We start from the raw sequence: 14917 nt of genomic DNA, 5'->3' as shown, positions 1-14917 counted from the left end.
TTTTTTAGCAGACCTGCCGATTGGGGATCAATCGTCAAGTTGTTTGTATAGGCGGAGGTTTCCGCCGTTACTGTTTTTCAATGCGCACGGCGCAGGCCTTGTACTCCGCGGTCAGGGTCACGGGGTCGAATGCCGGGTTGGTCAGCCAGTTAGCGTTGCCTTCCCTGAAGTGGAAGGCCATCCACACCATGCCCTTGGGCACTTCGGGCGTCACCCTGGCGCGCACCGTGACTTCTCCGCGGCGGGACTTGACCTTGATGTACTCCTTGTCCTCGATGCCAAGGTTCTCGGCGTCTTCCAGGGAGATGTCCGCGGTTTCCTCGCCCAAAAGGTCGTTCAGGCCTTCGCAGCGCCCCGTCTGGGTGCGCGTGTGATAATGGTACAAGCGCCTTCCCGTGGAAAGAACCAGGGGATATTCCTCGCACTCCACTTCTGCCGGGGGCGTCCATTCCACGGACTGGAAGTTGCCCAGGCCGCAGGTGAACTTGCCTTCCTTGTGCAGGAAGGAAGTTCCGGGGTGGCATTCGTCCGTGCAGGGCCATTGGAGCCCGTCCCCTTCGATCCGGTTGTAGCGGATGCCGAAGAAGTTGGGGGAGAACGCGGAAACCTCGTTATCCCAGATCTCCTGGCCGGTGCTGGATTCCCATTCATGTCCGAACCGTTTGGCGATCTGTTTGAATATCCACCAGTTGGGCTTGGAGATTCCAGGGGGCTCGCTGGCTTTGCGCACCCGGTTCACCCGGCGTTCGCTGTTGGTGAAGGTGCCGTTGTTCTCGCTCCAGGCGCAGCCCGGGAGGATCACGTGGGCGAATCTTGTGGTCTCGTTCCGGAAGATGTCCTGGACCACCAGGAATTCCGCCGAGGCCAGTTCGTGCTCCACCTTGCGGATATCCGGTTCGGTGTTGGCCAGGTTCTCGCCGAAGATGTAAAAGGCCCGGACTTTTTTATCCACCAGGCCGTCCATCATCTGGGGAATCATGAGCCCCACCTTGTCGGACAAGCCTTCCACGCCCCAGACCTTTTCGAACTTCTCCTTGGCCTTGGGATCGGTGACCGCCTGGTATCCGCAGTAGACGTTGGGCAGTGCGCCCATGTCGCAGGCGCCTTGCACGTTGTTCTGGCCGCGCAGGGGGTTCACGCCGCCGCACTCCATGCCCATGTTGCCCAAAAGCATCTGGAGATTGGCTACGGACATGACGTTGTTCTTGCCGCAGGTATGCTCGGTGATGCCCAGGGTGTAGCAAAGCATGACCGGCTTGACCGAGGCCAGGCGCCGGGCTGCATCCACGATCTTTTCGGCCGGAATGCCCGTGATCTCCGCGGCTTTTTCCGGCGGATAATTCTCCGCCTGGGCTTTGAGGTTTTCAAAGTCCACCGTGCAGGATTGCACAAATTTTTTGTCGTACAGTTCTTCCTTAATGAGCACGTGCATGAGCCCGTTCAACAGGGCGATGTCCGAGCCCACCTTCAAAGGCAAGTGGAGTTCCGCGAAATCCACCAGTTTGTGAGCCCTGGGGTCGGCCACGATAAGCCTGGCCCCGCTTTGCACGGCGTTCTTAAGAAAGGTGGAGGCCACAGGGTGGGCCTCTGTCATATTAGAGCCAATGACAAAGAACATTTTGGCTTTGTGGAACTCGCCAAAAGAGTTTGTCATGGCGCCCGATCCAAAACTTGTCGCCAGACCGGCGACCGTGGGGGCATGTCAAGTGCGTGCACAATGGTCGATGTTGTTGGTCTTGAACACCGACCTGAACAGCTTCATCATCTGGTACGAGTCTTCGTTGATGCTCCTGGCGCAGCTTACGCCGGCCACGGAGTCAGGCCCGTACTTGTCGATGGCCTCCTTGAACTTGTTCGCCACCAGATCCAGGGCCTCGTCCCAGGAGGCGTCCCGGAAAGTCCCGTCGTTGTTTCGGATCAGGGGATTGGTCAAACGTTCGTCGGAATAAATGAAGTCGTATCCGAAGCGCCCCTTGACGCACAGGCGGCCCTTGTTGGGAGCGCCTTCCTCCACGCCCGTGACCTTGGCGATCTTGCCGTCCACCACGTGGAGCATCTGCTGGCAGCCCACGCCGCAGTAAGGACAGGTGGTGCGGATTTTCTCCGCTTTCCAGGGACGGAACTGATACCGGGCTTTTCTTTCCACCAGGGCGCCCACCGGACAGGCCTGGATGCACTCGCCGCAGTATACGCAGTTGTCCTTGGCCACGGGATACGCCTTGTCCGGATTGGAAAAGGGGTCTTCCTCAAGGAAGCCCGTGTCAATGGCCAGGTTCACCTGGATTTCATTGCAGGCCGCCACGCAGCGTCCGCAACGGATGCAGCGGGAGTAATCCCGGATGATCAGGGGCTCGTCCTTTTTCTCGGGATATTGCCGGACCGTGTAATCCTGATGGCCGCCGCCCGTGACCTGATACTCGTAGGCCAGTTCCTGCAAGCGGCAGTCGCCCCACGCCGGGCAAAGCTCGGTTGCGCCGTCGCTGGCCTGCACGTTTTGCTGAAAATTGGCCCAATCGCCGTTATCGGACGATCCGATGGCGCAATTGTGGTTGCCCGAGTCCAGAAGCTCCTTGATGCGCTCCTTGCGCAAAGCCACGATGGCGGGAGTCTGGGTGCGAACCGCAATTCCCTCGTTGGCGGGCGTGGAGCATGCCAGGACTTCCTCTCCGTTCATGTCCACCACGCACACCCCGCAATTGCCCGTGGGGGAAGCCCCCTTCATATGGCAAAGCGAGGGGATGGGCACATTGGCCGCCTCCGCCGCTTCCAGGATGGATTGCCCCTTCACAAAGGAGACCGTCCTTCCGTTTAAGATAAAGCTCGGTTTCACGACATCCTCTCCTTGGATTGTTCTTAAAGCGCCTTTGCGCGCTTTCTTCTATGAAAACGAATAAAGGCCTTGGCGAATCCGCTTGTTTCATTATATCAATTTTGGCATCACGAACCCATCGTTATGCCAGAAATGTCACCACGCCACTATTTAAATGGGTCCCTTTGTTTTGTCAATCGAATTCCTGTGTTCATCTGGTTTTGTATTGGCGGCGCGTGCGAAAGGATTTTTGGATTCCACTATTTGAAAGGCCGAACAACATACCGCTCTGCGACCTCGGCAGGATACTGCTCCGCCGGGGCTAGCCACGTTACCGCGCCGTTTTCGGGCGTCCTACAAAATTCAACCTGTTTGGACTCATGAAACTATTTCGAACAACGCGCTAAGCGCGTTTTGGCAGGCACGGGGGCCTGCAACTACACAGCAAATCCACCCCCTGCCGGTTGCGGAAACATTGCAGGCGCGCTGCTTGTCGCGCCAGGTAGGAGCGCTGCTTGCCGCGCCCGAAACAACGATTGCCGAGCAATCGGGAAAAAACGGGCAGGGCAAGCCCTGCGCCCTACAGGGCGCGTCACTCGATAATGGTTATATTCTACCGGGATTACTTGGTAAACGTTATCGCCAGCCTTAGCATGTCCTTGAGTTGAATCCCGTCTTCATAGATGGGTTCCTCGTAATTCAGCAGGAAGAAATCCTTGTCTATGGAATCCACCCGGAATCCCTCGCGCTGGTAAAAGGCCAGTTGATACCCGAAGGTTCCCGTTCCGACTTCCAGCCGCTCAGCCTTTGCGTCGCGAATGGACTCGATGACATGCCGCAGCAATTTTCCGCCGATGCCCATTTTTTGATGGCTCGGAGCGACCGAGATATTCATCAACTCGTGCACTCCCGGTGCAATCGGCTGCACAATGCAAGCCCCGACGGATTCTCCGTTCAAGGCTGCGATAAAACACCTGGAACGGTTTAAATAGACTTTGATCTTCGATTCGGAGGGGTCCGCCTGAAGAAGCAAATCCATGGGCGCTTCCGACGGAGCCGTCTCAATAATGTGAACTGAATCCATCATGTTTTCTCACCCGGCTCGCGCTTAAAAAGGCTCACTCCCCCATTTTTTCGTACAGCCAGGGGGTTTCGTCTGGCGAGGCTGGCGGGCATTCTTGGATGATATCCAGGGTGTCTTCCCGGCTCATGGGGAATTTTTCCGGGTTCTTGGCTTTGATGGCCGCTGCGATTTTATTGGCGTAGCAGGTGTTTCCCGGCTTGTGGAACTTTTTACTGGTTTCCTCCCAGATGTCGGCCAAAGGGCGCTCCAAGATGTTGCCCAGGGACAGCATGGTGAAGTCGCACGGGCACACGTTGCCCTGGGAGTCGATGAACATGTAGTTGTATCCTGCTCCGCAGCCGTAAAAATGCTTGCTTTCAAAATAATCGTAGGCGAACACGCCGGGCAGGCCGGGCGTTTTGGTGCTTTGCTTCTGGATTTCAAAGATGGTTTGGACGTTTTCTTTGGTCAGGAGGTCGTCCGGGTGCTCGGTCAGTTTGCCGGCCAGGATGGGCGAGGTCAGGCGCATGTCGTTAACGCCGATATGCTTGAAAAAGCGCATGACCTTGAAAATTTCCTTGCGGTCGCTCACAAGCTCCCGGCTGGGCACAAAGGAGACCGCCGTGTAAAAGCCTTCGGACTTGAACAACTCGATGGCTTTGAGGGCCGTGTCGAACATGCCTTTGCGGTTTCGGCCTTTGTCGTGGATTTCCGGCGTGTAATGATCCAGGCTGATGACGGGAATTTTCAACCCCGCCTTTTTCAAATCCCGCACCCTCTCCCGGGTGAGTTCAAACCCGGTGGTGAACATGATGGGCATGGAGCGTTCGTCAATGGAGGCGATGATCTCCTCCAGGTCCTTGCGCAAGAGGGGCTCGCCGCCGGTAAGGCCGATGACGCTGGCGCCAAGATCCTGCACCTGTTTGACGGCGTTTTTCATGACGTCCAGGGTGAGCTTATCCTTTTTGTCGCGGTCCGCAAAAGAGCAGTGCCAGCAGTTGCAGCAGCATTTGGCGGTGACGGCGAAGTTGGTCACCACGGGCCAGGGCTTGTTTTTGATAATGGATCGAAGCCCCTGCAAAAACCGGTCGTAGGCCGGGGAGGGAAAATAAGGCGTAAAGGTGTTGGAATAGTATTCGCTGCCCAGTTTGGTCAGCTTGCTCTGGCCGGAAAGGTGGTTCAATGCCAGCTTTTGCTTGATGGTCATGCCTTTCAGCTCCGGGTGCATGCCGATTTTCAGGTTGGCCGCCAGACGCCGAATCCCGTAAAGCTGCTTACCGTTCATGGGTGCAAATTCCATAATCCCCCTCCTTGTTTTGGGCCGTACATCCATGGGTTGCCAATCAAAAGCCTTTTGAGGTACATACCATATAGGGGGGATTATTTCATGCCTATTCCTCCGTCCATACCCATCCTTGTCTGGCGTATTAACCCAATTTTAGATGCGCCTGAATCAAGGCCCGGAGCGGGTTCAGGACGTGTTGATTAATTTAATCGACGCGGCAAGCAAGGGCGGCGTGGAGATATTCCTTTCCGACGCCGCCCTGTTTCTGGAAATGATGGGCGTAACAGCGGCGGCCTGGCAATGGATGGTCCAGGCATTGGCCGCTAAGGTAGGGCTGAAAAAGGCCAAATCCGCCTCGGAGAAGAAATTCCACCTTGGCAAAATCCATGCGTTCCGGTACTTTTTCGCGTATGAAACGCCCAAGACCCGGGCGCTGGCCCCCCGGCTGACGGGTTCGGACCCCATTACCGTGGAAATGCAGCCGGATTTTTTTAAGGACTAAAAGGCGTCCACCTGACGCCGCTTGCATCAAAAGGAGAAAGGTCCATGCAGTCCTATGACTGGACGGAAGGTTTAAAAAAGCTGTCCTGGGAGGAAATGGTTAAGTGGGCGGGCGAGAAGAAAGCCGGCAAGGCCCGAAAGATAATGAGCCTGCTCAGAGATGTGATGACCGTGGAGAATCGCGGCGCCGTCGCCATAGTACTGACCCAAGGGGAGCCCCATGGGGTCTCCATTGTGATGGCCCCGACCGGGGATATCCTGACGATGTGCACCTGCTCCCCCAGGGGCGTCCCATGCGAACACGCCGCGGCTCTTTTATGGACCTGCCGCGAGGCCGCCCTGGAAGGCCGGAGCCTCCCGCAACTGGACATCCAGGGGCTGGATATGGACAAATTGCTTTTTTCTTCCCCGGACGACTATGAAGACGAGGACGAGTGGAACGACGAAGCTGAGGATGACGTCCCGGGCGTTTACCATGAATTGGAAAAGTTCGAGCCTCCCGCCTCCTTTGCTAACAGCCTGAAGAAGATGAAAAAGCAGGAGATCATAGACCTGGTGGTGAAAGTCGCTTCTTTAGACGAGGATATTTACGAGGATTTCGTTGACCACATGAATTTGGCGTCCGGAAACCCGGCCCGGATTGAAAAGGCCCTGGACCGTGAACTGGACAAACTCATGTATTTGCTTGAGGATCTTTGGGAGCCGGATGATGTCGCCCGGGAACTGATTTCCTTAAGGGAATTGATGGAAAAACTGGTGGAATCAGGACAGGCGGACGCGGTTGTCGATTTAGGCATGCAGCTATGGGAAAGAGTCCCCGAAATCGTATATTTTGAAGATGACAACCAAAGAGATTATTTCAGGCTGCTTACGGCGGATTGCATGGAGGTCGCCGTAAAGGCCTGCATACAGTCATCCATGCCGTCAGGGGAGAAGCTGGTCTGGATCATCAACAGGTACCTGGAAGATGCCCTTTGCCTCCTGGATGAAGAAGAGTATGTCCTGGAAAAAGGGGATTTCACCAGGAAAGACTGGGGCTACGCAGCCAACGCGCTTAAAGAAATGCTGAAAGCCCTGATCTCAAAGAACGAAAAAGGCTTTGTTCGTGAGCACAAGGAAGCCATGTTATTGAAATGGCTTGAAATTTCCGGGTATAAAGCCGGAAAAGGGATTTTTGAGAAGGCATTGGAGTACATCGCCCAAGCTACCGGGAACTATTCCCATCTGATTGCCTTCCATAAAAGCACTGGCAATTCGGAAAAAGCCGTTAACTGCATTGTCGCCGGCTTGAAAAAACTGATGAAGACGCCCAACCCCGCAGCATGGTCGCTATTCAACAGCCTTGCTGCGATTGCGGAAGAGCAAGGAGACGAACTGCAGGCATTGGCCCTGGTTGTGGAAAAATTCTATTTCAGGCCAGCCTTGGACGGGTATGAATTCATCCGGGGCATGGCGGAGGAGTTGAATGTTTGGCCTTCCGTGCAAAAGGGTTTGTTGGAATACCTGGATACCGGGAAAAGGCCTCAAAGCCTTTACGAAGAGAATAAGGACGGCGGGCTTCCACAGCCCTGGTTTGTATTGCCAAAAAACAAAAACTGGAAAGCCGGCTTTCCCTATTACTCCTTATTGATTAATACGGCTGTCCAGGAAAATCGCATCGACGACGCCATACGGGAATACAGGCGCTGCCAAAAGGAGAAAAAAGGGGGATGTGCGGAGATCGGAGCCTCTCTTGCCGAATCATTAACAAAATCCCATCCGGAGCTGGCGATTGAAATAATTCAGGGCCAAATCACCGAATACATTGAGCAAAAAAGTTCCCAGGCCTACCAGAAGGCGGGGGAATTCCTGCTGATGCTCAAGAAAACATACGGCGATTTGGGCAGGAAAAAGGAATGGCTTGCCTACCACCAGCAACTTATCAAGGAGTATCGCTCCAGGCATAAAATGGTGCGTGTCTTGAGAAAGCTGGAGAGATGAGGCCCCATAACCCGAAGCACCCAGTCTAATTACTTGGCGGCCGCCATGGACTCCGCAGTTGGCGCCATTCGCCGCCTCATACCAGCTTGCGTTCAAGCAAGGTCCATGGCAAGTCCAAAAGGACACTGGGGCCCGGCTTGCGGACGATCCTGAAAAGCGGATCGCCCTTGCCGGGATGACGATTTTTCGAGGTGAACGAAAATTCCAGGGCGCTTGAGATTTCCGGGAAGGGCGGCGGCGGGATGATTGCTGTCGTTTTGCAATCATCGCGACCCACTCCCGGAAACGGGGATTCATCGTTATCAATCCAGGGTCTCCAGGTTTTCCATGGCGTCCAGGGTGGACTGAAAGTCCGTAACGCCGGCGTCGCTGCCCAGGCCTGTGGCTACCAGGGCGGAGGCGGCCGCGGCGAATCGGCAGGCTTTTTCCGGGTCCCAACCCTGGGCCAGGCCCGCGGCGAATCCCGCGCAATAGGCGTCTCCGCAGCCGGTGGTGTCCAGCACGTCCACCTTTAAGGCCGGTATGCGGGTTTTGCCGCCGTTGGCGTAAAGCAGCGAGCCTTTGGCGCCGTCCTTCAAAATGCAGGCCTTGGCGCCCGCGTCCATATAAAACTTGGCGGTGTCGTCGGCATTGGACGTCTCGGCGACTTCCATGGCTTCGTCCAGGCTGGGCATGAAATAATCCACATAAGGCATAACCAGCTTGAGGGCGTCCAGGCTTCCGGGGCCGGGGGTTATGAAGTCGCAGGTGATCACCGCGCCGTTTTCGGAGGCTTGCTTAAGGACTTGGGCGCCCGGACCGCCGTCCAGCATGAGCATGGTCCCCACCCCGCCCCAATGGACGAAACGGCTGTTGACAATGGCGTCTGTACGGGCCTGATCCAGCTCCAGCATGACCGACGCGCCGATGGCGTGAAAATTGGGCCGTTGACCGTCCGGGGCCACGGCCAGCATGGTGGCTGCGGTGGGCATGTCGGTCCTGCGCTGGAGCAGGGAGGCGTCCACGCCGTTATTTTTCAGCATGGTTTCCAAAATGAAGCCCATGTCGTCGCTGCCAATAGCGCCCACCAGGGCGGTTTTCAGGCCGTACCTGGCGCCGATCACGGCCGGGCCTGCTGCGGTCCCGGCGGCGGTAATCCGGATTTGCTCAATGATTTCGGTTTTGCCTCCCGGCGGAATCTGGGCGATATGCCTGCCCAAAATGTCCAGGATGGTAAGGCCGGTGCAAACATAGTCGTAGGCTTGGCTCATAATAGTCCCCCCTTTTAAATAATGAATTCGGATAAGATTCAAATTTTCAAAACAATAGTGATCAGTCGTAAACCAGGGCGTCGGAAAATTCAAGCAAGTCGTTGGACAGATAGGCCTGCATGTCCGCCAGGGCCCGAGGCGTACGCGGATCCTTGGCAGCGCGATAGGCGATGAGCCTTTGCTTTAAAAACTCCCGGGTCCAGGGATGATACGGGCCGAATGCGTCCACAGCGGCCAGGGTTTCCTTGAGGCCCGCCATTTGGGCTGCGGCCAGCCGGGTTTGCAGGCGCAGTTCCTCTCCTTGCATCAGACAAAACGGGGAGGCTGTCATGGCCAGCACCCCCGACGCCGCATTTTCATCTTCCCGGGCCATTTCCATTGCCAAATCCAGCCCCCATTGCAGGGCGGCGGGCCAGGTCCAGGGATGGGTTTTTATGCCTGAAAAAGCCTGTTCCAAATGCTCTAAAGATCGTCCGTTTTGGCCGGTTTTCCAAAAATATTCAGCACGGATAATCTGTGAAGCATCGGGCCATTTTTCATCCAACGCTTTACACAGATCCAAGGATTTTTCATGCCCTTGGGCGGCCAGGGCGTAGGCGTTCATGGCGATTTCCAGGGGAGACTCAGGCTCTATGCCCAAAGCCTTCCATTGGCCGAGGAAGTTTAAATAATTTTTCTGTTGAAAGGACAAGCAGGCCCGGACAATCGGCTCAAGATTGGAGGAGAAAAGGTCCGGCGAAAGGTCAGGGCTACCCTCCAGGACGAACATTTCCACCTGCTGCATTTTGATCCGGAGCAAATCCACGTTTCCCTGGGCGAAAAAGGGCTTACGGTAATGCTGCCGCTCTTCCGCGTCCTGCATGCCAATGACGGACCGGGGGTTTGTCCGCCCCTGGGCGCCCGCTATGATGGCGTAGGCCTGGGGCTGATCGTCCCGGCTGGTGATTCCATGCCAGATCGCCATGCCGGACAGCATGCGGCTGAACCCCGGCCCGGCCAGGTAGCGGCTGAACAGGCCTTCCAGGCCGGACGTCCCCCACACAGCGGTCATGGCCGGCGCGTAAGGCTCGCCGGCCAACCTGACGCGCAGTCCGTCTTCGTTAAAAGAGAGCGCTTCTTTGGAGCAAACCAGAAACAGGGCGTCGGGCTGGGGGCGGAAGGTGTGCACATGCGGGAACGCGTCCCCCAGAGCGCCGTAGATGGATTGGAGGGCGATGGGGTCCATGCCCCGGATGGAAACGGAAAGGTTGAAGACGCCTCCGGGGGCGAGCCTGCGGGCTGCCAGTTGAAAGAACTCCGCCGTGTACAATCCGGGATTGGAAGCCAGGGGCGCGGCCTGGCCTTTTTGTACGATCAAGTCGTACTGTTTTTCCTCAAAACGTAATAACGGGACAAACTCCGCCGTTTGAACGCGCACCTTGGAATTTTCAAGGACCTGAAGGTTGGCGGCTGCGCAAAGCCGGGCCATTTCCAGGCTATAAGGGTTTTGCTCCGCGACGAAGATCTCCTGAATTCCGCTCTCTCTGGCCAGCCAGCCGGGCGTGCCCCCTGCACCCAACCCCAAAACCAGGGCGGATTTGGGGTTGGGATGCAACGAGGCCGGAACCAGCCCGGCCATGACCTCACTGGCGGCATCAAAGCGAAGATTGAGCCGGGCGGCGCCGTTTTCCACAAACTCCGAACCATCCCCGGCCTTGATGGCCGTGGCGCCTTTGGGGCTGTACGCCTCCCATTTGACCTGCCTTCGCACGGTGCGCATGCCGTTCAGGACGGAATTAAAATCCTGATCTTGAAGGGAGGCGATTTCCTTCAAAGGATCGTGCTGGGTCCAAACCGTGGAAGGACCGGGCTGCCTGAGCATCACCAGGGACGCCATGCAAAGAGCAAGGATCAAAGCAGGGGAAGCGGGTTCTCGATTTCTTACAAAAATTATGACGGAAAAACCGGCTGCAAGCAGCATCGCCGTAAGGCCGACGCCCCGGAGTACGGAAACCATGGATACGCCCGAATAACTGAGGCCGGAGGCAATCAGCAGGCCAAGGCCTGCTCCCATGGCAAGGCAAGCTGCGGCATTGCCTACTTGAACCGGCAAGGCCGCGCTTTTCCTTTGAGATTGTAGGCCGCATGCTAAATAACCGGCGGCGATTCCGGGAACAAAAGCGGCAAGGCTCGTTACAGCGGCCTGGACAGCATAATAATTGGTCATGCCCTGGCTCTTGATGAGCCCCAAGGCGTCCGAGAGGATGACCAGCTTGTCCCCGGCGGCCCAAACCAGGGCCAACCAAAACCCCACGAGGCCCAAAGACGCTGCCACGCCGGTCGCGCCTTGGGAACTGCGCAGGCGGAACAGAATACATCCGCCTGCCGCGCCCAGCAGGAGGCAGCAAAGCGCGGTCAGTCCTGCGGGAAAGGGCAGCGCAGACAAAGGCTGCATCATCCGAATCAGGGTCCACCCCATGAGTGCAACGCCCAACCCCGCCGCCAGCAATAAAAGCCCCCGCCTGTCCAGCAGCCGGACTTCCTGGGGTGCGGGTTCGGACAAAGGGGACATTCTGGCCAGATTATTGACGCCAATGGCGGTCATGACAAGAAAGACGGCCGGTATCCACAAGCCCGGCCCTGTGAGGGCGAGATTCAACCCAAAACCCAAAGCCAATCCCACGGCTGCGCCGGCCAGCCAAATACCTGAAAGCAGGCTGCTTTGCGGTTTGCCTCTCTCCAGCAGGGCCGCGGAAGCGGGAAGCACGGCGCCGGTCATCATGGCGGAGGGGGCGGCGGCCAGGGCAACGGTCACAGCGCCGGCCAGGGCTGCGCCGCCGGGAAAGGCCCACCCGGCTTTTCCGATTACGGGATACAGGGCCTTAATGGGCATGGTCCATAAAAAAGCCAGGGCTGCAAAGGCGCATTGCGCCAAGGCAAGCCTGGCCATAAACAGCATGGGCGTGGAGCTTTTTTGCACAAGGCGTCCGCCCAGCCAGGCGCCCCAGCCTAAAAAAAACAGCAGCATGGGAGGCGCTAAAATCGCGGACGCCGTAAAGCCGGATATGTAGACGGAAAATTGAAAATACAGGACCATGCACACAAAGGCGCCGCAGGCCGTCATAAGGCCGGACATGACGCAAGCTGCGGGCAGCCGCCACCAAGAGGCGGTTTGCACGCCGGAATCAGGCGAAGCTCCGGCTGTTTTGTGCAGGTCGATGGTCATGGTTTTTTGGGGCTCCAATGTTTAAATTTTTGCAGGTCGGCGGCGGCTTTATCCTGCAGCGGATCTTCCACAAACCCGTAGCAGGCCAGGCGATTGTCCAGAAAATCCAACTCCCAGGTAACGTATGGCTCAAAGGATTTCAGCACAGGAACGGCTTTGTTCTGATCAATGGCCAGCGCGGCGTACAGCATGGTCTTCCTGCGGGATTCGTCCGAGGCCATGCCGGCGAAAGGCGTTTCCAAACCATCTAAAATCTGCTTGGCGTAAGTTTTTCCTTCCTTGGAGAGCTGGGCCGCGTGCTCCAGGGCGGAGAACAGCTCCAAAGGATGGGCGGTCCGATCCGTTTGCAGCGCAGCCAGGATGTCGAGCAAATCCCTTTCCGGCTTATGCAGCTCGCCGGTTTTCCAATGATAACGCGCCCTGATTATTTGGGCGCCCACAGGCCACAAGCCGTTCAGGCGATTCGCCTGTTTCTGGGCCAGGGGAGAGCCGTATTCGGCCAGGGCCATGCCCGAGGAAAAAATGTCCGTTGGATAAGGGGAGTCTCTAAAAAGCCTCTCCTGTTGGGAGTAGTATAAAAAAACATCGCCGTCCAACAGGGCGTCATAAGACTCCCTCTTTCGTTCGTTTAAGGAGGAAAGGCCGGGCAATTCGGGCGCTTTCTCACGGCAAAGAAAGAAGGCCAACAGCCGGTTGTGATGGACCTTTTCCCAATCCAGGGAGGCCCCGCTGACGAGCGGTTGGTCCGCCGCAATTGACGCTGCGGCCTCAAACAGATCGTTGATCTCCAGGCCCGACGGTCTGCCCCAGGCTTGGGAAAATGCAGCTTCCAGCGCCGGCAAATCGCGGGTTGAAATCCAGTTGCGGGAGAGGGCTTTATCTCCCGCAGAGACGGCGAGTTTGTCCGAGGCGATGAAGCGGGCCAGCAGGCCTTCAACGTCCGTGACGCTCCATGCCTTGGCGAGCCGGGATCTATAGGGTTCTAACGCGATCAGGCGGTTCAGGTTGTCCGCATCCAGGACGATCGACTGCTGAGAGCAGACCAAGGCAAGATTATGCGGATCGATCATCCAGGTTTGGACTTCGTTAAAAGCGGAAGACAACGATCCGTAAAGAATGCTCAAGGACCGGGCGTCCCAGGAGTTCAGGCGGATATGCTGGATGAACAGGGCGTTCGGGTTCATCCTTTGGGCGGCCGCCTGATAATAGGACGGGGTGTACAGCCTGGACATGCCGGAGACCGCATTTTGGGCAGGATCGCATAGGATAAGGTCGTATTTTTGTGATCCCTTGCGCACCGCCGCCAAAGGCCCCTGGTTGAGAATCTTGATTTTAGAATTTTTCAGGATTTGCTCGGGAAGGCCGCCTACATGCCTTGCCATAGCGCGTATCTTGCCTTCGTCGCAAGCCAGGTCAATGGCCTTGACGGACGAAGGCAGGGACGCCCAGGCAGGCGCCGCCCCGTTGGAAAAACCCGCGATCAACAGGCGCTCAGCTTGCGGGTGCAGAATCGGCCCTAAAAAGCCCAGCATGCCCTGGGAGAATTCCTCCTGCCGCGCAAAAGTACGAGGAGCGCCGTTTAGCATAATGCTTTGGCCGCTGCGGATATCCAGGCCCACAAAGCCCTGGGGAGACTCCATCTCCCAAATCAGGCCCCGCCGCAGGCCGTTGGTCAGGTCCACGGCTTCGTTTTTGGATAGTCCCTCGAAATCCATGCCGCCCAGGCCTGGGGCGCCGTGCTTCCAGAGAGCGCCGGGGCCAGGGAAAAACAAAGCCGCGGCGGCCAAGCCGGCGGCGACAAGGGCGAAAATCCGGCCGGGCGTCCTGTACTTGCGCCAAATCAAAATGACAAACACGGCTGAGGCTAAAGCAGCCGCGGCTCGCAGGCTGTGCACGGTCCCCAAATAGGGAAGGAAAATCACATAAAAGGAGAGATAGCCGCCTAACAGGCCGCCCGCGATCCAAGGCGTGAGTTTTGGTTTAGGTTTCGGGCTTAGGGCAGGCAGTGCAGAAAGGCTGTATCCCAAGGTCACGGAGGGGGGAAAAACGATGATCAGGGAGATCGCGGTCCAGGCGACCGCGTTTCCCGGCGGCCCCAGTCTTCCCAAGGGCCTGAGCAGGGCGGCCAATACGGCGAGGCCGTCCCCCGCCGCAAAAATCCCTCCCACGCAAAGGGCGAAAAGCAGCATGGCCCACCCGGGGCCGATGGGGGAGGCGCCCCGCTCTGTTGCTTTCCAGGCGAAAAAGATCGCGCCCAGAGCCAGCCCCAGACATGCCATGGAGACCGCCATATACAAGGCCGGAAGATATCCGCCAAACAGCGGGCTTAAGTATCGCAGGGAGCAAAGAAAGAAAATCGCGAGAATCCAACCATACAGAAAAAGCCATGTTTTTAATGATATACCAAAATATGGCACGTCCGCATTAGTGGCAGCGGCCTTTGCTTCAATGGGGGGCCGGAAGATAAACAGCCCGGCGGCGGAAGCCGCAGACACGGTGCATCCGGCCATCAAGGAGGCTTTTACGCCGGCCAGGGAATAGAGCAGAAAAGGAAGCACCCAGGCGGCCAGAGCGGCGCCCAAAAAGACTGCAGCCAGGCCTCTTCCGTCGGTCCTGAGGCTTGGACGCACCACGGCGTCGTGCAGGAACGCCCCCGGAATCAGGAAAAACAGGCATGCCGCCTGAATCCATAACCATTGTGGAGAATAAGGGTCGAAAGCCTGCCTCAAGGCCTCGGTCAGGGCGCCGGCGCTCACCATGAGTCCGGCGCCCAACCAAAACAGGCTGATTGTGAAGAAAAAAAAGCGGAAGCTCACAAAGTTTC

At 57.1% G+C, this 14917-nt stretch carries 8 protein-coding genes; 2 read left to right on the top strand and 6 right to left on the bottom strand.

Annotated elements, in window-relative coordinates; translation table 11 throughout:
• Positions 1–67: 67 nt before the first annotated feature.
• The 3 genes from fdhF to BUE18_RS09670 form a co-directional block, all read right to left on the bottom strand.
• Positions 68–2830 carry a formate dehydrogenase subunit alpha gene (gene fdhF / locus BUE18_RS27280; protein WP_083610907.1) on the bottom strand — a complete coding sequence of 921 codons (2763 nt, stop codon included), beginning with the start codon at positions 2828–2830 and terminating at the stop codon, positions 68–70.
• Between the two features lie 601 nt (positions 2831–3431).
• On the bottom strand, positions 3432–3896 hold the full coding sequence (locus tag BUE18_RS09675) for a GNAT family N-acetyltransferase (protein ID WP_073475226.1): 465 nt from the start codon (positions 3894–3896) through the stop codon (positions 3432–3434).
• Positions 3897–3927: 31 nt separating this feature from the next.
• Complete coding sequence (locus BUE18_RS09670) at positions 3928–5172, bottom strand: radical SAM/SPASM domain-containing protein (protein ID WP_073475224.1); 1245 nt, start codon at positions 5170–5172, stop codon at positions 3928–3930.
• A gap of 142 nt (positions 5173–5314) precedes the next feature.
• Between BUE18_RS09670 and BUE18_RS09665 the strand changes: the two genes are divergently transcribed.
• On the top strand, positions 5315–5659 hold the full coding sequence (locus tag BUE18_RS09665; protein ID WP_073475222.1) for an acyl-CoA dehydrogenase C-terminal domain-containing protein: 345 nt from the start codon (positions 5315–5317) through the stop codon (positions 5657–5659).
• 44 nt (positions 5660–5703) lie between these two features.
• Positions 5704–7638 (top strand): hypothetical protein, encoded by a 1935-nt coding sequence (locus BUE18_RS09660; protein WP_073475220.1) that lies wholly within the window; start codon positions 5704–5706, stop codon positions 7636–7638.
• A gap of 302 nt (positions 7639–7940) precedes the next feature.
• Here BUE18_RS09660 and BUE18_RS09655 read toward each other — a convergent pair whose 3' ends face one another.
• From BUE18_RS09655 to BUE18_RS09645, 3 genes are all read right to left on the bottom strand, one after another.
• Complete coding sequence (locus BUE18_RS09655) at positions 7941–8888, bottom strand: carbohydrate kinase family protein (RefSeq protein ID WP_073475218.1); 948 nt, start codon at positions 8886–8888, stop codon at positions 7941–7943.
• A 61-nt stretch (positions 8889–8949) separates the two neighbouring features.
• A complete protein-coding gene (locus tag BUE18_RS09650) occupies positions 8950–12093 on the bottom strand; it encodes a spermine/spermidine synthase domain-containing protein (protein WP_170868315.1) in 3144 nt (1047 codons plus the stop codon).
• Complete coding sequence (locus tag BUE18_RS09645) at positions 12090–14909, bottom strand: spermidine synthase family protein (protein ID WP_073475214.1); 2820 nt, start codon at positions 14907–14909, stop codon at positions 12090–12092. Before BUE18_RS09645 ends, BUE18_RS09650 begins: the two co-directional genes overlap by 4 nt.
• Positions 14910–14917 lie beyond the last annotated feature (8 nt).

Origin of the sequence: Desulfatibacillum alkenivorans DSM 16219, assembly GCF_900142135.1 — a bacterium.
Lineage (GTDB): Bacteria > Desulfobacterota > Desulfobacteria > Desulfobacterales > Desulfatibacillaceae > Desulfatibacillum > Desulfatibacillum alkenivorans.
This window is presented reverse-complemented; position numbering and strand designations above follow the sequence as displayed.

Bases quoted from the DNA above. Each gene is read 5' to 3' on its own strand.
- BUE18_RS09665 (WP_073475222.1), top strand. From the start codon at position 5,315: ATGCGCCTGAATCAAGGCCCGGAGCGGGTTCAGGACGTGTTGATTAAT.
- BUE18_RS09655 (WP_073475218.1), bottom strand. From the start codon at position 8,888: ATGAGCCAAGCCTACGACTATGTTTGCACCGGCCTTACCATCCTGGAC.
- BUE18_RS09660 (WP_073475220.1), top strand. From the start codon at position 5,704: ATGCAGTCCTATGACTGGACGGAAGGTTTAAAAAAGCTGTCCTGGGAG.
- BUE18_RS09650 (WP_170868315.1), bottom strand. From the start codon at position 12,093: ATGACCATCGACCTGCACAAAACAGCCGGAGCTTCGCCTGATTCCGGC.
- BUE18_RS09670 (WP_073475224.1), bottom strand. From the start codon at position 5,172: ATGGAATTTGCACCCATGAACGGTAAGCAGCTTTACGGGATTCGGCGT.
- BUE18_RS09675 (WP_073475226.1), bottom strand. From the start codon at position 3,896: ATGATGGATTCAGTTCACATTATTGAGACGGCTCCGTCGGAAGCGCCC.